At 63.4% G+C, this 19,693-nt stretch carries 8 protein-coding genes and 1 pseudogene; 2 read left to right on the top strand and 7 right to left on the bottom strand.

Features of this window, described 5'->3' with window-relative positions; translation table 11 throughout:
• Nucleotides 1–7,605, bottom strand: a pseudogene (locus AN189_RS15410) (DUF11 domain-containing protein); the annotation flags it as partial.
• A gap of 409 nt (nucleotides 7,606–8,014) precedes the next feature.
• Here AN189_RS15410 and AN189_RS15405 point away from each other — a divergent pair.
• Nucleotides 8,015–9,811 (top strand): IlvD/Edd family dehydratase, encoded by a 1,797-nt coding sequence (locus tag AN189_RS15405; RefSeq protein WP_056037798.1) that lies wholly within the window; start codon nucleotides 8,015–8,017, stop codon nucleotides 9,809–9,811.
• A 48-nt stretch (nucleotides 9,812–9,859) separates the two neighbouring features.
• Here the strand turns inward: AN189_RS15405 and AN189_RS15400 are convergent, their stop codons facing one another.
• Nucleotides 9,860–10,705, bottom strand: a complete 846-nt coding sequence (locus tag AN189_RS15400; RefSeq protein WP_056037794.1) for a fumarylacetoacetate hydrolase family protein — start codon at nucleotides 10,703–10,705, stop codon at nucleotides 9,860–9,862.
• Between the two features lie 18 nt (nucleotides 10,706–10,723).
• Nucleotides 10,724–11,464, bottom strand: coding sequence for an SDR family oxidoreductase (locus tag AN189_RS15395; protein WP_056037854.1), 741 nt, complete (start codon nucleotides 11,462–11,464; stop codon nucleotides 10,724–10,726).
• A 109-nt stretch (nucleotides 11,465–11,573) separates the two neighbouring features.
• Here AN189_RS15395 and AN189_RS15390 point away from each other — a divergent pair, with 109 nt between their 5' ends.
• On the top strand, nucleotides 11,574–11,885 hold the full coding sequence (locus AN189_RS15390) for a polyhydroxyalkanoic acid system family protein (protein ID WP_056037791.1): 312 nt from the start codon (nucleotides 11,574–11,576) through the stop codon (nucleotides 11,883–11,885).
• Here the strand turns inward: AN189_RS15390 and glgX are convergent.
• The 4 genes from glgX to AN189_RS15370 all read right to left on the bottom strand — a co-directional run bounded on the left by glgX (nucleotide 11,882) and on the right by AN189_RS15370 (nucleotide 19,162).
• Nucleotides 11,882–13,942 carry a glycogen debranching protein GlgX gene (gene glgX / locus AN189_RS15385; protein ID WP_056037786.1) on the bottom strand — a complete coding sequence of 687 codons (2,061 nt, stop codon included), beginning with the start codon at nucleotides 13,940–13,942 and terminating at the stop codon, nucleotides 11,882–11,884. The genes AN189_RS15390 and glgX overlap by 4 nt on opposite strands.
• A gap of 110 nt (nucleotides 13,943–14,052) precedes the next feature.
• A complete protein-coding gene (treY, locus tag AN189_RS15380) occupies nucleotides 14,053–16,281 on the bottom strand; it encodes a malto-oligosyltrehalose synthase (protein ID WP_056037851.1) in 2,229 nt (742 codons plus the stop codon).
• Nucleotides 16,278–18,014: a malto-oligosyltrehalose trehalohydrolase gene (gene treZ, locus AN189_RS15375; RefSeq protein ID WP_056037784.1), complete on the bottom strand. Its 1,737-nt coding sequence runs from the start codon at nucleotides 18,012–18,014 to the stop codon at nucleotides 16,278–16,280. The genes treY and treZ overlap by 4 nt, the downstream gene beginning before the upstream one ends.
• A gap of 137 nt (nucleotides 18,015–18,151) precedes the next feature.
• Entirely contained in the window at nucleotides 18,152–19,162 is a 1,011-nt protein-coding gene (locus tag AN189_RS15370) for a replication initiation protein (protein ID WP_056037779.1), read from the bottom strand.
• Nucleotides 19,163–19,693: the final 531 nt, after the last annotated feature.

Genomic DNA, 19,693 nt, shown 5'->3' with positions numbered 1-19,693 from the left:
GGGTGTCGCCGGGATCGGCGTTCCGTCCAGCCGCGTGAAGCTGTCCGTCAGCGCCGCATCCAGCAGCGTCACGTTGCCTGTGTTCGTGGCCGTGATCTCGAACACCACGGTCTCGCCCACGGCACTGGCAGGCTGACTGATCACCTTGATCACCTCCAGCGCCGGCGTCGGTGCTATCACAAAGAGCGTGGGATCATCGCCGTCACCCGCGCCGTTGTCAGACACCTCGGTTACCGGGTTGCCAAGCGGATCATCCGCGGTGGCGGTCACACTATTGGCCACACCGCCTGCGTCGATATCGTCCTGTGTCAGGGTATAGCTGACCGCGTAGGTACGGACCTCACCAACCTCGAACAGACCGGGGGTGCCGGTATCGCCGCCCGTCAGCGCCACCGCAGGTTCACCCGCCAGCGCGTCGGTATTGATACGGCGCACCGTGTCGGTCAGGACGGGGTCGCCCAGCGTGACATTACCTGTATTGGTCAGCGTGATCTGGTAGGTGATCTGGCTGCCCGGAACAGGGGGCACCGGCGAGCTGGGGATCGTCTTGATCGCCTCCATCGCGGGGCGCTGCGGGTCCAGATCGACGCGCGCACGCGTCAGAGGGGCGGGGCCCGCATCGCCACCGGGCAGAGTCGATGTCACGCGCACCGTATTGCGCACGGCATTGCCGCTGTCGATGTCGTCCTGCGTGACCGTATAGGTCGCGGTCAGCGTCGCCTCTTCGCCCGGGGCAAGCGTGGCGATCACACCACCGTCACTGATCGGCAGATCCACCACACCCGCCGCACTGGTGTGAAAATCGGTCAGCGTGATGTCGGTCAACGTCACATTGCCGGGGTTCTGCACGCGGTAGCTATAGGTCACCTCGGTCCCGGCCGTGGCGTTCTGGGTGATCGAGGGGGTTTTCGTGATCGCAAGATCGGGTGCGACGGTCGCCGTGATGGTTTCCTGCGCCTGTGCGGTCAGCGGCGCACCGCCATAGTCGTTTGCGACGGTGACATCCGCGATATTGGTGACGAAGCCCGCGTCGACATCATTTTGATCAACCGTATCGCTGCCACGGCAGATCAGCACCTCACCGGGCAACAGGCCAGCGGCAGGCAGCGGATCGCAGGTCACGCTGTCGATCCGGTCATCGGTGATCGCAGGCAATTGGTTCAGCGTGACGTTGCCGAGGTTCACGACCTCATAGACATAGGTCAGGCTCTGGTTCGGCAGGTTGAATGTGGGCGACCCGTCAGAGGCCGTCACCTCGCCCGATCCGGTTTTCGACAGGCCGACGCCCGGCTCGGCTGCAGGGCCCGTGATGTCGGACTGGCCGGTCTCGATCAGTTCGGGCGCACCGGGGTTGGCAGGCTGTGCCTGCGCGGTCGCGATATTGGTGATGGTGCCGCGGTCGATATCCGCCTGTTGCACGGTATAGACAAACACGCAGGACGTATCACTGGCACCGGGTGCCAGAGTCGGGACCGTACAGGTCCCCGGCACCAGATCGTCAGTGACGGCCACGTCATTCAAGGTGATGTTGCCGGTGTTCGTGACCGTCACGCGGAACGTCAGATCCTCGCCCACGGTGTTGTAATCGTTCTGCCCGCTGCCGGGTTCAAGCGCCTTGGCCACCTGCATCGCAGGCAAAGGAGCCGCGACCGGATAAGTGGTGGTGTCGGTGCCGCTGACAGCCTCGCCCTGCGTCGTGGTGGCGGCCGCATCTGCGGTATTGGAAATCGGACCACCTGCGTCCACATCAGCCTGGGTCACGGTATAGCTGCCCGTGCAGGTCAGCGCCGCACCGGGCGCCAGCGTGACGGGGGACGCGATATCGCAGCTCAAGGCCCCAAGGAACGGGTCGGTCACCCGCACATCGGTCAGGGTCTGCGGCCCGTCGTTCTGTGACACGATGGTGAATGCCACAACGTCACCGGCCGCGGCATCCTGACCGGGATTGGTCTGGTTCTCGGCGGTTTTCACGACACCCAGCAGCGGCACGGAATCGGCAGTGATGATGACCTGATCGACGGGCGATTCGACAAGCTCGCCTGCAAATTCCGACCGGGCAAAGGCATTGTTGATGACGAAACCGCGGGTGAATCCCGGACGCACCGCATCCAGATCGGCCTGCTGAACGGTGTAGGACCCGGTACAGGTGATGCTCTCACCCGGATCGAGGGGGTTGGCACCATCCACAACGGGGCAGACGATCGGGGTCGTGATCTTGTCGTCGATCACCGTGACGGGTTGCACAAAGGCGGGCGGGATCGGCCCGCTGGAGGTATTGGTGACCAGGAATTCATAGGCGATCACATCGCCTGCCTGCGCAAAGACACCACCCGGCGCGGTCTTGACGATGGACAGGGTCGGTTCTGCACCGACGGGGATGGTCAGCGACTGCGGGTCGGACGTGGTAACACCGTTGCTGGCACTGGCGCTGTTGGTCACGCTGCCTGCGTTCACGTCGTTCACGGTCACGGTATAGGTCGCCAGACAGGCGGTGCTGTCACCCGGTGCCAGATCACCCGGCCCGCAGTCGATGGGGCCCGCGATCTTGTTGTCGGTGACGGTCACGGGACCGGTGATCGTGGTGTTGCCGGTATTGGTCACATAGAACCGGTAGGTCGCGATTTCGCCTGGCGAAAAGATCGCAAGGTCTTCCAGCGTCTTGACGATGGTCAGGGCGGGACGTTGCACGGCATTGACGGTTTCGGTGCCGGGGGCAGGCGTCTGGACGGGTGCCCCGTTGAACCGGGTCGCGGCATCAGCACTGTTGGCAAAGAACCCGCGGTCCACATCCTCTTGGGTGGGGGCATAGGGCAATTCGCAGGTGACGGTTCCGCCGGGGGCCAGGGGATCGGTGGTGCAGACCAGCGGTGTTGCAGAGATCAGCGGATCGGTGACCGTGATCGGGTCGGTCGTCGTCACGTTGCCGGTGTTCTCGACGATGAATTCATAGACCAGGTTGTTGGGGTTGCCCGGATCGGACAGATCGCCCGGTGCATCGAAACTGGTGGCCGTGCCCGGCTTAACCCGTTTCGTGATCGCCAGTGCCGGTTGCTGGTCGGCAGTGACGGTGACGGTTTCGGTGTTTGACGACACCTCGGCCACACCGCCCGGATAGGTGGCAGAGGGGCTGACCGGCTGGCGCACATTGGCCGTCGCGGTGTTCACGATCTCGCCCGCGTCCAGATCCGCCTGATCGACCGTATCGGTGGCCGTGCAGACGATGTCGGCGCCGGGCGCCAGACCTGCGGCAGGCAGGGCCGGACAGCTGACCGTGACCCGGTCATCCGTCACCGTGATCGGTGCCGTCAGCGTGATGTTGCCATCGTTCGTGACGGTATAGTCATAGCTGACCGTATCACCCAGGGCCGAGAAGCCCGCCCCGGCGGTTGCGGTTTTCACCATGCTGATGACGGGCAATTGCGCCGGACCTTGCAGCGTCACGGTATCAGAGGCCTCGACCGGCACCCCTGCCCCGCGTGTGGTCCGGCCCGTCGCGGTCGCGGTGTTTTCCAGCGCGCCCGCGTCAATGTCCGTTTGCAGGACCGTGTAACTGTCGGTCAGTGGCGCGCCATCTGCACACAGGCTTGTCGCGGCACCGGCCGCCAGATCGGGCAGCGCACAGGAAAACCCGGTCAGATCATCCACCAGCGACAGATCGGTCAGCGTCACGTTGCCGGTGTTCGTCACGACAAAGCTGTAGCTTTCCGTGGCGGGCAGGTTGTCGAATGTGCCGGTGCCGTCATCCTCGACCTTGGTCACGGTCAATGCCGGTGCCTCGGCGGGGCCGGTCACGATGACCGTGTCATCCCCGGAAATCGGTGCGCCATCCAGACCCACCCCGGTAAAGCTGGCATCGTTCTGAATCTGGCCTGCATCCACATCGGCAGGCTGCACCTCGTAACTGCCAAAGCAGCTGTTGTCCGTGACACCGGGCGCAATACTGGTGATCTCGCACGCGTAGGCCACACCCAGCAACGGATCGACGATGGTGATATCGGTGAGCGTGACCGTGCCGGTGTTGGTGAACGCAAAGACGAAATCCACCACCTCGCCCGCCACGGCAAAGCTGGCAGGTGCCGACTTCACGAAATCAAAGCTGGCGATACGGCCCTGCGCCGTGGCCGTCGCGCTGGCGGGTGCATCATCGGCCCCGGCAGCCCGTGCCACGGCGTCGTTCTGATAGGACCCGGCATCGAAATCGGCCTGCGTCAACACGCGCGAGGCGGAACAGGTGGCGGTATCCGTCGCACCGGGCGCCAACGTCGGTATCTGACAGGTGTAGCCCAGATCGGCATCTACCACGGCGATATTGTCCAGCGTCAGGTTGCCAGTGTTTTCCACGACAAAGCTGTAGTCGGCCGTTTGTCCCGGTGCGGTGAATGTCGCATCCCCGGTTTCGCGCACGGTCACGATCTTGGTCAGGGACAGCGCGCGGGTCGCGGCGGCGGGGTCGATCGGCGTGATCTCTTGTGCGGTCTGCGTCACCGATCCGGCGGCCTGTGTCTGCGCCAGCGCGGACACGGTGTTCACGACCTGCTCTGCATCCAGATCGGCCTGCGTCACCTCATAGCTGCCGGTGCACAGCGCGCTGGCACCGGGGGCGATGGTGCCCGTCTCATTCGCGGTGGCGGACCCCACGCAACTGATCGACCCGATCTTGGGGTCGGTCAGCACCACATTGGTCAGCGTCAGGACCGAGGTATTCGTGACCTCGAAATCGTAATTGATGGTGTCGCCAACCGCGCCGTAATCATTGGTCGCCGTCTTGGTCAGGGTAAAGCTGGGGACCACATTGGCATTCAGTGGAACAGTGTCAGAGGCGGGCGGAACAACCTGCGTTTCCTCGTTCACCTGCCCCTGATTGTAGATCATCGTCAGGAATGCGGTGTTGGTATAGCTGCCCGCATCGACATCCGCCTGGGTGATGATGCGGGTGACGGTGCATGTGAATTGCGTCGGTGTCTGTGCCCCGCCCTGGGGAAAGAGCGGGTTCGGGATGATGCAACTGTCCAGACCCGACACACCGGGGTCGGTCAGTTCATACCGGTCAAGCGCGCTGCTATCGGTTTCGGGAAAGAGTGTGAAATCACCGGTGTTGGTAAAGGTCAGCGTGAAATCGACCGGATCACCGACCGCCGCAAAATCCGTCGTCACGGCCTGTTTTTCCAGCTGGATATCCAGACGGCCAGCCGGCGCGATGACAGCGTCATCCGTGTTCGACACCGTCCCGTCGCCACCCGTGGCAAAGGCGGTGTTGCGGACGGACTGTCGCGCCACGTCCGTCGGCGTGACCTGATAGGTGGCCGTACACTGCACGCTGTCACCCACCGCAATCGCGGCCCCGGTGCAGGTGAACGTCTGTGGCGACAGTTTGTCATCGGTCACGGTGATCGGGCCGGGGATCGTGACGTTGCCGCTGTTCGTCACGTCATAGGTATAGGTCACCACCGGCAGCGCAGAGAATTGCAACGCGGTCAGGGTCGGTGCGGTTTTGACAATATTCAGCGCAGGGCGGCGTTCGGCGGTCACCGTCAGGCTTTGCGGGCCGGACAGGACCTGACCGCCACCCGCGCCCGGTGGTGCCGTGGCTGCGGCGGTTGCGGTGTTGGACACGGCACCTGCATCCAGATCCGCCTGCGTCACCGCGTAATCCGCGCTACAGGTCAGCGTGCCGCCCGGCGCGATGGGACCGGCGGGACAGGTAACAGGCACGGGCGTCACAGTCGGTGCCGTGGTCGCGTCATCCACCACGGGGTTTGTCAGCGTCACGGTCCCGGTATTGGTCAGGACGAAATTATAGGTCAGCACCACGCCCGGCGCGTCAAAGGTATTGGGCGATCCGGCTTGCAACGCCTTGGACAGGGTCAGACCCGTCGTCACGACGGCGGTGACTGTCACATCATCCGTCGCCTGTGCGGTCTGGCCCGCCACGGTGATGGCGGCCGTCGCCTCGTTCGGGCGCACGCCCGCGTCGAGGTCGGCTTGCAAAATGGTATAGCTGGCCTCGCAGACCACCGTGCCGCCCGGTGCGACGGGGCCGGCAGGACAGCTGGCACCGCCCGTCAGCGTATCGGTCAGGGTCGGCGGGCCGGGCCATGTGACGGTCCCGGTGTTGTTGATCGTAAACCGGTAGTCGATCACGTCGCCCACGGCGTCATAAGTCGATTGCAGCGCGGATTTCACCAGCGTCAGGCTGACCACCGCAGGCTGACCCGGCAGCGCATCCGATGCCGTGGCGGTAATCGCGGGCCCGTTGGGCGGCGTGGCGCGAACGGTCGCGGTGTTGTCCAGTGTCGTCCCGTTCAGGGCGAATGCATCCACATCCGCCTGTGTCACCGTATAGGTGACGGTGCAGCTGGCGGTATTGGTGGCATTGTCCGCCGACAGCGGCAGCAACGTCGGGAACGTGCAGGTCTGGCCCGGCGTGCGCGGATCGGTGATCAGCACATCGCGCAAGGTGCTGGTGCCAGTGTTGGTCGCGGTCAGCGTATAGGTCACCTGCGACCCGACCGGACCAAAGGGATCGGGCGCGCCGACCTTGTCCAGCGTGATCGTGTTGACCAGCGCGGGGCCGGTGGTGGTGGCGGTATCCGTCACCTCACCCAGCTCACCGAATTCGGGGGTGCCGTTGGCGGATGCGATGTTGGTGACCTGCCCTGCGTCGATATCGGCCTGCGTGATACGGTAGGTGCCCGTACAGGTCAGCTCGTTTGCGGTGGGATCGCCGCCGCGTGTCCGCCGCAGTGAATTCTGCGGCGGTGCGGGACAAACCACGTTCGGGATGCGATCATCCTCGACCGTGATGTCGTCGATATCCACCGACCCGATGTTTCGCACGACATAGCTGTAGTCGATGATGTCACCGACCTGCGCATAGGTCAGGTCTGCGCTGTCGATGATCTTTTCGAACTCGTAGCCCGGCGCGATCGTCCGAATGTCATCCTGGGGCAATGAATTGCCACGGGTGAAGTCCCAAAAGTTATCGTTGGGGTCGCGATCGAAAACCTGCGTCACCGTCTGGTTGGCTTGCAGGATATTTCCCAACAGAGCCGCGTTCGTGCTGGAAAACCAGCCCGTGTCAAATGTGTTGTTGCCGAAACCCTGCTGCGTGCTGAAGCTGGTCGTGCCGGCCTCGTTCGTGGCTTGGGTCGTCACATCGGACCAGTTGCCTACGTTGACGCCGTTCAGGATCAGAAAGATGTCGTTGCGGTCAAACCCGCCGACTTGCGTGTCACCGTCCAACGCAGAAAACCGGATATCCACCCGCGCAATTGCGCCACCGAAATAATCGGTACAGCTGCGGAAACCGCAATCCAGCGGAATGGGGTCGTTGATCGTGAACGGGTTGCCGCGGAACCGCGTCGGTGTCCCGGTATTCTGAAACCCGACAAAGGCACCATCAGGATTCGAGAACTGATAGTAGATGTTGCCGTTGACGCCCGTCATGACGATCGCGACACCGCCGGCCTGAGGGTATTCGGCGGGCAGCTGCACACCGGTGCCCGGTACGGTCATGGTAAATGGCGTCGCACCAGCGACCGTTGCGACGCAGATCTGCAACAGAAAAGCCAGGAACGCAGCAGCCCGACTGGCACGCGCGGACAAGGTCCACCTGAATTTTTCCAACCTGACCACTCAACCGCTACCTAAAAACATCGACGGTCCGTACCGCCCGATTTCCACCAATGCCGTGCTTTTTGATGCACTTCTTCCGGACATACACCGAAAAGGCGGATCGCCACTAACGAAAACCACGCAACGCTGGGTTTATTGTGGCCGCGATGCAACGGGATTGGCCCATGTGGTAACACCAGCGTGATCGCAACCACGTGTTGCAAGCCACAGGTCAGCGACAATGGCCGATCCGCCTGTCAGACTTGTGCCCCCGCCATCGGGCATTCCACAACCAAAGGGTGCCGACATTGACTGCGGGACCGCTGGTTATCATCTGCCACTGGAAAGCGGTGTTTCGATATGCTCAAAACACGCGAACCGAATTCAAAGGACGCCACCCGTGCCAAAGATCGCCCCAACGGACCTTCGCTCTGCGCAATGGTTCAACAACCCTGACAACCCCGAGATGACCGCGCTCTATCTGGAACGCTATCTCAACTACGGCATGACACGGGCGGAATTGCAGGGCGGCAAGCCGATCATCGGGATCGCCCAGACCGGCAGCGACCTGTCGCCGTGCAACCGCCACCATATCGAACTGGCTAAGCGGGTGCGCGACGGCATCATCGCCGCCGGTGGCGTGCCTATCGAAATTCCGGTGCATCCGATTCAGGAAACCGGCAAACGACCCACCGCCAGTCTGGATCGCAACCTGGCCTACCTCGGTCTGGTCGAGGCGCTTTATGGGTATCCCATCGACGGCGTGGTGCTGACCATCGGCTGTGACAAGACGACCCCTGCCCTGCTGATGGCCGCTGCCACCGTCAACATCCCCGCCATCGCACTGTCGGTCGGCCCGATGCTGAACGGCTGGCACGAGGGCGAACGCGCAGGCTCTGGCACCGTCATCTGGAAGGCCCGCGAAATGCTGGCCGCCGGCGAAATCAACGACGACGAGTTCATGGACATGGCCGCCGCCTCTGCCCCTTCGGTCGGCTACTGCAACACGATGGGCACTGCGACCACGATGAATTCACTGGCCGAGGCTTTGGGGATGCAATTGCCCGGCGCCGCAGCGATCCCCGCCCCCTACCGCGAACGTGGGCAGATCAGCTATGAAACCGGCCTGCGCATCGTCGATATGGTCTGGGACGACCTGCGCCCCACCGATGTCATGACGCGCGCGGCATTCGAAAACGCGATTGTCGTGAATTCCGCCATCGGCGGATCGACCAATGCGCCGATCCACCTGAATGCGATTGCAAAACATCTGGGCATCACCCTGACCAACGACGACTGGCAACAGGTCGGCCACCGCGTGCCGCTGCTGGTGAACCTGCAACCCTCGGGCAAATACCTGGGCGAAGATTATCACCGCGCAGGCGGCGTGCCTGCCGTGATCGGCGAATTGATCGCCGCCGACATGCTGCCGCATCCGGACGCGCTGACGGTCAACGGCCGGACGATGCAGGACAACTGCGGTCTGCGCCGGACCGTGAACGACGACGTGATCCATCCCGCCAGCCTGCCCCTGATGGCCAGTGCCGGGTTCATCAACCTGTCGGGCAACCTGTTTGACAGCGCGATCATGAAAACATCCGTGATCGGTGCCGCATTCCGTGCCGCTTATCTGGAAAACCCGGATGACCCCAATGCGTTCGAGGGCCGCGCCGTGGTGTTCGACGGACCAGAGGATTTTCACCACCGTGTCGATGATCCGGCAGAGAACATCGACCGCGACTGCATCCTGGTGATGCGCGGTGCCGGGCCAAAGGGCTATCCCGGTGCAGCCGAGGTCGTGAACATGCGCCCACCAAATTACCTGATAAAACAGGGCATCCACGCCCTGCCCTGCATCGGTGACGGACGCCAGTCGGGCACATCCGGCAGCCCCTCGATCCTGAATGCCTCGCCCGAGGCGGCGGACAACGGTGGCCTGGCGCTGCTGCAAACCGGTGACCGCATCCGCATCGACCTGAACACCTTTTCGGCCAATATCCTGGTGCCAGAGGATGAACTGACCGCCCGGCGCGACGCACTGATCGCAAAGGGCGGCTATCCGATCCCGGCCAGCCAGTCGCCGTGGCAGGACATTTTCCGCGATCTGGTCGAACCGCTGTCAGAGGGCATGACCCTGCGCGGCACGACCGATCACCGCGACATCTCGCGCAAGGGGTTGCCGCGCGACAGCCACTGACCCGGCCAAGGAGGGGGGCGCGACAGACCTGCCGCGCCCCCTGCCCTGTCAGTCCTCTTGCACCAGCGCCTGCCGCTGTTTGCCCAGTCCAGCAATCCCCAGTTCCATCACGTCACCGGCCTGCAAATAGACGGGATGCGGTTTCATCCCCATCCCCACGCCCGGCGGTGTGCCAGTGGAAATCACGTCACCGGGGTGCAGGGTCATCAGACCCGACAGATGTTCGATGATCTGTGCCACGGTGAAAATCATCGTGGCGGTCGATCCGGTCTGCCGCCTGACACCGTTCACATCCAGCCACATGTCCAGCGCCTGCGGGTCGGGCACCGCGTCGCGCGTGACCAGCCACGGCCCCGTCGGGCCAAAGGTGTCGCAGCTCTTGCCCTTGGTCCACTGCCCCGTCAGCCCGGTCTGGTAATGCCGTTCCGACACATCGTTGACGATGCAATAGCCCGCGACATGATCCAGCGCCTGTGCGGCACTGACGTGTTTCGCCCGTGTGCCGATGACCACGCCCAGTTCCACCTCCCAATCGGTGTTCGTGGACCCGCGCGGGATCATCACGTCGTCATCGGGCCCCACGATGGCGGATGTCGCCTTCATGAACAAAATCGGGTGTTCGGGAATCGCCATGCCGGATTCGGCGGCGTGATCGGAATAGTTCAACCCGATGCACAGCATCTTGCCGATGGACCCCACACACGGCCCCAGACGCGGGTTGCCCGCCACCACCGGCAGATCAGCAGGGTCAAGCGCCCGCAACCGGGCCAGGCCTGCGTCCGACAGCACGTCCCCCGCGATGTCATCCACGACAGCGGACAGATCATGCAGCGTATCGCCCACGATCATGCCGGGTTTCTCTGCGCCTGCCGCGCCGTATCTTACCAGTTTCATGCCTGTCCTCCCTTGCGATCAATCCGACCAGCCGCCGTCGATGACATGCGGTTGCCCGGTGGTGAACGCACTTTCGTCGCTCGCAAGATAGACCACAAGGGCCGCGATTTCGGCCGCCGTCGCCACCCGGCCCATCGGCTGACGCTGAACGAAACGGTCCAGCGCCGCGTCACGACTGCCCAGTTCCGCCCCCAGCGCCGTGACGCGGTCCTGCCAGCTGGGGCTGTCGACGGTGCCCGGACAGATGCAGTTGCAGCGGATTCCGCGGGTGATGAAATCGACCGCGACCGATTTCGTAAGCCCGATCACGGCGGCCTTGGTCGTGCCGTAGATGAACCGATCAGGTGCGCCGATGATCGACGAACAGGCCGATGACATGTTCACGATGCTGCCCGCACCCTGGTCCAGCATCCCCGGCAGCGCCGCGCGGATCGTGCGAAACATCGACGTCACGTTCAGATCAAAGGTCGCGGCCCAGTCGTCATCGGTCGCCGTCAGCACCGACCCGTGCGGGACGATGCCCGCGCAGTTGAACAACACGTCAGGCCGAGCCTGCGCCACGCCCGCCCTGACGGATGCATCATCGCGCACATCCAGCGCCAGGGCCGTGATCCCGTCCAGATCCGCCAACAAGTCAGGGTTCACGTCACTGGCGAAAACGGTGGCCCCTTCGGCCGCCATCGCAATGGCAGAGGCCCGCCCGATCCCCTGCCCCGCCGCCGTGACCAGCACGCGTTTGCCGTCCAATCGTCCCATGATCGTCCCTCCATCCCGGTGCAGACTGTCCGACGCATCGTCACCTGTCCAGCACCCGTGACGCGGCACGCCAATCACGCTAGATCCTGCGGCACCCATGAAAGGATCGCCCATGCCATCTGTCGATTTCAACGTCCCCCACGCATTGCCCAAGGAAGACGCAGCCGCCCGCCTGCTAGCCGGTATCCCCAAGCTGGAAAAGGCCATTCCCGGCGGCGGCGACGTGCAGGCCGAACGCGTGGGCGATGACGGCATGATCCTGTCGATCAAGGCGATGGGCCAGACCATCACCGTGGATTCGGTCCTGTCCGACAGCGCCGTCAGCGGTCAGGTCAAGGTGCCACTGATGCTGGCGATGATGCAGACCCAGATCCGCGACATGGTGCAGGACAGCGTCACCCGGATGCTGGCAAAACCCGCCTAGGCCACCGCACCGTCACGGGTCAGCACCACCACGGTCTGTTGATTGACGACGATATCGCCCGACACCTGCGCAGGTGCGATGTCGTCGTTGCTGTCCAGCTGTTTGGTCCAGGCGCCCTCTGGCAGGGCAAAGGTCACGTCCTCGCCTGCGTTGAGGATGATGAAAACGTCACCATGATCCAGCCCCATGATCCGCTTGGCAAAGGCGCGCAGCCCGCCGTCGGACCAGTCGTCCTCTGCCATCTCGCGGCCTTCGGGGTGATACCACAGCGTCCGCTTGCCGCTGCTGGGATCGGATGTGCCGAACTTTGGGTCAACGAAACCGTCCAGCGCCCGCCGCCAGGCAAAGGCGCGTGCGGTCGCGGCAATCAGCGTTGCATCGGCATTTTCCCAGTCGATCCAGGTCAGTGCGTTATCCTGACAATAGGCGTTGTTGTTGCCCTGTTGGGTCTGGCCCATCTCGTCCCCGGCCAGGATCATCGGCACGCCCTGCGACACCGCCAGCGTGGTCAGCATGGCGCGCACGCGGCGTCTGCGTGCCGCCAGGATCGCGGGATCGTCGGTCGGACCCTCTGCCCCCATGTTGTCGGAAATATTGTGGTCATGGCCGTCGCGGCCATCCTCGCCATTCGCCGCATTATGCTTGTCGTTGTAGCTGACCGTGTCCCACAGGGTGAACCCGTCGTGCGCCGCGACAAAGTTGATCGAGGATGTCGCAGGCCGCATGTCATGGTCGAACTGCACGGGCGATCCTGACAGCCGCTCGCTGATCCGGGGCACCAGACTGTCGTCACCACGCCAATAGGCCCGGATGTCGTCGCGGGCCTTGTCGTTCCATTCGCGAAACGGCCAGGGAAACCCGCCGACCTGATAACCGCCGTCACCGATATCCCAGGGTTCGGCAATCAGTTTGACCCGGCTCAGCACCGGGTCCTGCCGGATCGCGGCGAAAAACGCGCCTTCGCGTTCAAATCCGGTGATTTCGCGGCCCAAGGTGCTGGCCAGGTCGAACCGGAACCCGTCCACATGCATCACTTCGACCCAATAACGCAATGAATCCAATACCATACGCAAAACCATCGGATGCGCCACGTTCACCGTGTTGCCGGTGCCGGTCGTGTCAAAGGCATAGCGCGGATCATCGGCGCCCAGATAATAACTGGCATTGTCGATACCGCGGAACGACAGCGTCGGCCCCAGTTCGCTGCCTTCGGCGGTGTGGTTGTACACCACGTCCAGGATCACCTCGATGCCCGCCTGATGGAACCGGTCGATGGCGCGTTTCACCTCTGCGATGTCATAGCCCTTGAGGTAGGCCTGATGCGGGGCAAAGAACGACAGCGTGTTGTAGCCCCAGTAATTCGACAGCCCCTTTTCCAGCAGGTGCCGATCCTGGGCAAAGGCATGGATCGGCAGCAGTTCGATCGCGGTGACGCCGATGTGCGTCAGATGCTCGAGGATCGGATCGGCTGACAGCGCGACAAAGGTGCCCCGGTCCGCCTGTGCGATGCCGGGATGGCGCATGGTCAAACCCTTGACGTGCGCCTCATAGATCACGGTGTCCTTGAACCTGTGGTTCAGCGTTTCCTTGGCCGACCATTCGAACTGGTTTTCGACCACGACCCCCTTGGGCATAAAGGCGGCTGAGTCACGTGGATCGAAACTCAGGTCATCCTCGCCGATGGTGTAGCCGAACAGCGCATCGTCCCAGATGATGTGACCCATCAGCGCCTTGGCGTAGGGGTCCAGCAACAGCTTGTTCGGGTTGAAACGGTGGCCCTCGTGCGGGGCATAGGGGCCATGCACGCGGTAGCCGTAGCGCTGCCCTGCCCCGATGCCCGGCAGGAACCCGTAGTAGATGCCGCCTTCCATTTCGGGCAGTTCCAGCCGGGCGGTTTCATGCTGGCCGCTTTCGTCGAACAGGCACAGCTCGACGGCTGTCGCATTCCCCGAATACAGCGCGAAATTCGTCCCGCCGCTGTGCGGGTCCGCCCCCAGCGCATCGGGACGCGCAAGGGACCTGTCGAACGCCGCAATGGCGCTGTTGTGCTGTGTCATCGGTTTTGTCCAATAGCGGGCCGTTCAGGCCCTGTGATCGCGCGTGGCTGTGTCGCCTAGATAGTGGCCCAGGGGCCAGCGACAATCCAACGGCAACCGGTTGTTTCAGATCAATCTGGTGAAAAATCGACGCGCAGACCGGGCAATGCCTCTTTCATCAGCGTTCCTGCCCCCAGATCGGCCCCGCTGGGATCGCAGGTGACCGTCACGCGGCCCCCTGCCCCGACCCGTGTCAGCACGAACCCCGCACCGGTCGCGGCAAACTGCACGGCGGCCCCATCCCAGAACGCCGGATCATCGCGCCGGGCGCGCAGCAGGGCATGGGTTAGCCGCGCCTTTTGTCCGGCGAACCCCGGTGCCGCGGTCAGCGTCATCAGCGCGTCCAGATCGACAGGCAGACGGTTATCGGGATCGGTCAGCGCAAAATGCGGCCCCTCGCAGCCACGGTAGATGTCAGGCACACCGGGCATGGTCAGTTTCAAGGCCGTCTGGATCAGTGACAGCACCTCGCCCCGGGCGATCAGCCGCATCAGTGCCGCAGGCCGTGCCCCCGCCCAATCGGCCGTCAGTATCGGGATCAGCGACAGGACCCGGTCCTCGGCCGCAGTGTCGGGATAGATCCAGTTCGTGATGGTCTTGCCCTCGCGCAGCGCCTTGACCACATGGTCGTGCAGCCGCTGGTCCAGATCATCCTCGCCCCAGATCGCAAGGGCCACTTGCGTCAGATACCAGCGGTCGTTCGCGCAGGCGGCCCCGGCCCCATCCAGCCCCGCGACCCTGTCCACGAGGGCCGCAAAGTCATCGGGCAGATGACTGATCGCCACCAGCCGCATCCGCGCATCCTCCGACCGTTTGGTGTCGTGGCTCGAGGTCAGGGTCAATGCGCTGCCCTGCCGAGCGTCCAGCCAGTCCTGCATCCCATCCGCCGTGATCGTGGCGGCATCAGGATCGGCACCGACCTCGTTCGCGGCCAGATAGGCGTTCCAGCGGAACCCGGCGGTGTCCTCATGCGACTTGGCCAGCAATGCCCCCGTGACCTGCTGGAACCGCACCTGAAACGCGCGGGCAGCGTCGGTGCCGGGGGCCGTGATGAACCCCGCCAACTGCTGCACGACAGCCCCGTTCCGCAGGTCTGCCGCAGCCGCGGTCGTGACCTTGTCCATCAACGCGAGGTCCTCTGGACGCTGAATGCTGGGGCAAAAATAGGGTCTATACCGGGGAAATGCGATCAAAAGCGCGATCACCGCCTCGCGCAGCGCCTCGCCGCCCTGTTCACGCGCATCCGCCTGCGTGGCGCGATGCCCCAGATCGATCAGGTCCAGCATTTCCGCGGCCAGTTCCTGCCGCAGCACCTCGTGCTTGGCGGTCTGGATCGCGTCGTGAAACGACTCCGCCTCGCCTGTTGCGGCGCGCCAGTCGCTGACGATCCTTGCGTGGCCCTGTGGGTCCGTCAGCACCTGCGCCATCTTGCGCGCCGCCTCATAGCCCGTGGTGCCCGCCAGCCCCCAGTCCGGCAACGCCTCGTCGCCGGTCAGGATCTTTTCTACCCAGATCGGACAATCCCCGACCCGCGCCTGCAACCGCCGCAGATAACCGCCCGGGTCAGCCAGCCCGTCGATGTGATCCAGACGCAGCCCCTGCACCAGTCCGCGGTCGATCAGATCGAACGTCTTTGCGTGCATGTCGCCGAACACCTGTTCGTCCTCGACCCGCATCCCGATCAGGCCGGTGACATTGAAAAACCGACGATGCGTGATGCTATCGCGTTCGCGTTCCCAGCGGGTCAGGCGCCAGGCCTGTGCGGCGTGCAGTGCACCCAGATCAGCCGAGGCCGTGCCCGGCGCAATCGGAATGGCCAGACCATCGCCCACCGTCATCACCGGCCCGTCCTCGGCCTGGCCAATGCCGACCCGCCCCCCCGACAGCGCATCGGCAAAGGATTCCGTCAGAAACGGCAGGACCAGCTTGTCCGACCAGTTGATGTCGAAGTGACGGGCATAGGTGCTGTCCTGACCGTGACGTAGCACGTCCCGCAGCCAGGGTGTCTGCAACGAAAACGCCATGTGATTGGGCACGATATCAATGATGATGCCGATGCCATGCGACGCGGCGGCTGCCGCCAACCTCTCGAACCCGGCCTCGCCACCCAGAACAGGGTCGATCACATTGGCATCGATCACGTCATACCCATGAGTCGACCCCGCCTGCGCGGCAAAGATCGGTGACAGATACAGGTGACTGATCCCCAGCGTTGCCAGATGCGGCAGGAATGCGATGGCCGCGTCAAATGTCACATCTTCGCGCAATTGCAGGCGGTAGGTCGCGGTGACTGGGATCATGCGGGTGTCGTCCATGTGCAAAAGCCAAAGGGTCTGTCCGGCGCACCCAACGTCAGCCGCATATCGGTGTCAGGCCACAGATGCGGCGTGTCCGGCATGCGGTCGAAATGAAATGCCACGTAAAGATGTCCCCCATTGTAGCCCCAACTCGCGACTGCGGAACGGGTTCCTGTTGTCCTGACGCGGGCGGGCTGCGCGCCGTCACTGCGCACCAGCGGCATCACCTGCGTCGCGCGCCAGCCCAGCAGACGCGCCGTCAGGCGCGACCATTCCCCCGCATCATCGGGCGGGTCGTCATAGGGGCGGGCCATGTCGCGGGTAGCGGCGGCCAAGGGGTCCGGCAGATCGCCCTTGAACCCGTCGAAATCGGCGAACTCGGCCTTGCGACCTTTGCGCACGGCATCCGCCAGATCACCACTGAAATCGCAAAAGAACGGGAACGGCTTGCGCGACCCGATTTCTTCGCCCTGAAACAGCATCGGCACATAGGGCGCTGTCAGCAGCAGGGCATGCGCAATACGCATCGCATCGGCACCCGCCAGGGTGATAAGCCGGTCGCCAAGGGCGCGGTTTCCGATCTGGTCGTGGGTCTGGTTGGCGTTCACAAAGGCGCTGGCCGGCAGATGCCTTGACGGCGCGCCACGTGAGGCGCCGACACGAGGCTGGCCCTGTTCGACCTGACCTTCGGCAAGGGCGCGTGTCAGATCGGCCATCGGGTCGGCGGCATAGTTGCGGTAATAACCCTCGCTCTCGCCGGTCAGCAGGCAGTGGACCGCGTGGTGAAAATCGTCGTTCCACTGGGCGTCGATGCGACCGGCGTCGCGGTCAGTGGTCAGGTTGCGTTCATCCTCGGCAATCAGATGCAGGGGCCGTCCCGCATCCATCGCGCGCAGACCTGCGGTCAGGGCGTGAAAGAACGGCACGGGGCTGGGGTCGACCAACTGGTGCACCGCGTCGAACCGGAACCCGTCGACGCCGAAATCGTTCACCCACATCGCCGCGTTCTGGAAAAAGAATGCCCGCACCGGGTCTTGGGTAAAATCCACCGCCGGGCCCCAGGGCGTGCTGCGCCCGTGGTCGAAAAACGCAGGCGTCAGCCCGTGGATATAGGCACCGTCAGGGCCAAAGTGGTTATAGACCACGTCCAGAATGACGCTGATCCCCAGATCATGGGCGACAGCGACAAAGTTGGCGAAATCCTGAGGCGTGCCATAGGCCGGATGCACCGCGTTGGGCAGCACCCCGTCATAACCCCAGCCGTGGTTCCCGCCGAACTGGGCAATGGGCATGACTTCGACCGTGTTGATTCCGACGGCTGCAAGGTCGCCCAGCTTTTCTGCTGCGGCCTGAAACGTCCCCGGTTCGGTGAACGTGCCGATGTGGATTTCGCAGATCACCGCCTCGGCCCAGTCACGCCCGATCCAGGGCGATGGGGCCTGTGGCGGTCGTGTGAGCATCGACAGATCATGCACGCCGCCGGCCTGCCTGCGCGACGCGGGATCCGGGACCGGCTGGCCATCCAGCATGTAGCCATAGCTGTCACCGGCGCGGGCGGGCAGTCGGGCGCGAAACACACCGCCCGCGTCCCGCGTCATGGGGTGGGTGACCCCGTTCAGCATCAGGTCAAGGCTGTCGCGGTCCGGGGACCAGATCGCGAAATCCCAATCCGTATCGGTTGCGGGTCGTGCACCCCAGAGGTGCGCAAGGTCGGTCAATTGATCACGTTGCTTCATTCGGACAACCGTGACCCAAGCCGCAAGGCTTGTCCATTCAGCATGATACGCATGAGGACGTTTCATCAGGGCAGGGGGCGCGGCAGGCGGCGATTGCCAATTGGCAATCGTCCTTATTTTTGCGTGCAATCAATGGCTTATAGCGGATTTGCCTCGGCAAACTTGCGAAAGAATGCAAGGTAAGCGCGATCGGGGTCATCGGCGGGCGCCTTGCCCCGCGACCAGTCGCGCCAAGCGGATTCGATATAATAGATGTCATAACCCGGAAACCGCATCCGGGCCGTTTCATAGGTCTGGGTCTGCAAGGCCGCACCCTTGGAATCCAGCTGGCCGGGGCGCGGGCGCAGGTCGGGATCATCGGTGGCGCGTTGACGCCGCCCGGTGCTGGCAAAGCTGAGGGCCCGTTCCGCCTTGCCGGTCGCGTCACCATCCTTGCGCCACCAGCGCAGTTCGACATGGGTGACACTGCGGCCCGTCTTGATCGGGTTGATTTCGACCATGTAGTCGGACAGCGCGCAGACCTCTTCCACGGCGGGTTCGATCGCACGCAACCGCAGGTTCGACCAGGATGTCAGCTTGCCCTTGGGCACGCCCAGCACACCGCGAATGGCATCCAGGGTAAATTTCTCGGACGATTTCCAGCGCAGGTTGCCGCGTTTCTGCACCATCTCATAGAGGGTCAGCGCATATTTGGAGGTCAGCGCAAACATGACCTCGCGCTGTAGGCGCGCAAAAACGGTGGAATTGCGGATCACCTTGCGCAGGCGGGCAGGGATCTCGTATTCGAACAATCCGTCGCCACGCGCCATTTCGACGTTGCCCCCCAACAGTTGCACACGCTCGATCGCAGGCTTGCCGTCCCAGGTCACCTCCATCTTGACGATGGACGACATCAGCCGTTCGATGGACTCACCGATCCGGTCGTTGGAATTGTGACTGCCGCGCAGGTCCGCCTTAGCGATGACATGGGTCACGGGTTTGTCGATCGCATCCCAGGCGTTTTCCAACAGCTGGTTGTAGATACGCCGGTCGGCCAGCGTCAGCGGCGTCACCTCGACCAGGTCGACCAGTTCGCCGGGTTTGATCAGCGTATCGGCACTGGGCCGCGCGTCGAGTGTACGGTAGGATGTCTGCGTCGGTTTTGCCATCTGCGCACTTTCTGTTACGTGCTTGCGCTTACTTTTGTATGATAAGCTGTGTAAGTCAAGCGCGCGGGGCAGCACCCGATCTGTAAGGTTTCGACCACCACCCACGGCCCGCCGCGAATCGCAAAGGGCATGAAAACAGGGGATCGCGACTCGTGCCGATTCGGCGAGATCGACCCACCCGAAACGTAAGGTTTCACCCACCCCAGAGGTAAGGACAGACCACCCCAGACGTATCGCCATCCCACCCAAGACGTAGCGCAAACCATCCCAAGCCGTAAGGGATAGGGCTGCGGGGACCTTGTGCGGCAGGGGGATCAGGCCCGTGAACAGATGAATCCGAATATCTGAACAGATCGGGTTTTTCTGGATTTTGATTTTTCAGGGGGGCCAATTGCACAGCAGGCACGCTAGACTGCTATCAGCGCCCGGATCAGGTGGCATATTGCAGCGCGCACCTGCGCAACTTCCAATGCTGTGGGGTAACTGCACCAAAGTGCGATTTTTGAATGGCGTGCCGCTGAATATCGCACT

Source organism: Loktanella sp. 3ANDIMAR09 (genome assembly GCF_001420005.1).
In the GTDB taxonomy this organism is placed as follows: Bacteria; Pseudomonadota; Alphaproteobacteria; order Rhodobacterales; family Rhodobacteraceae; genus Loktanella.
Note: the sequence above shows the minus strand (reverse complement) of the source record. Positions and strands in the feature narration are given on the sequence as shown.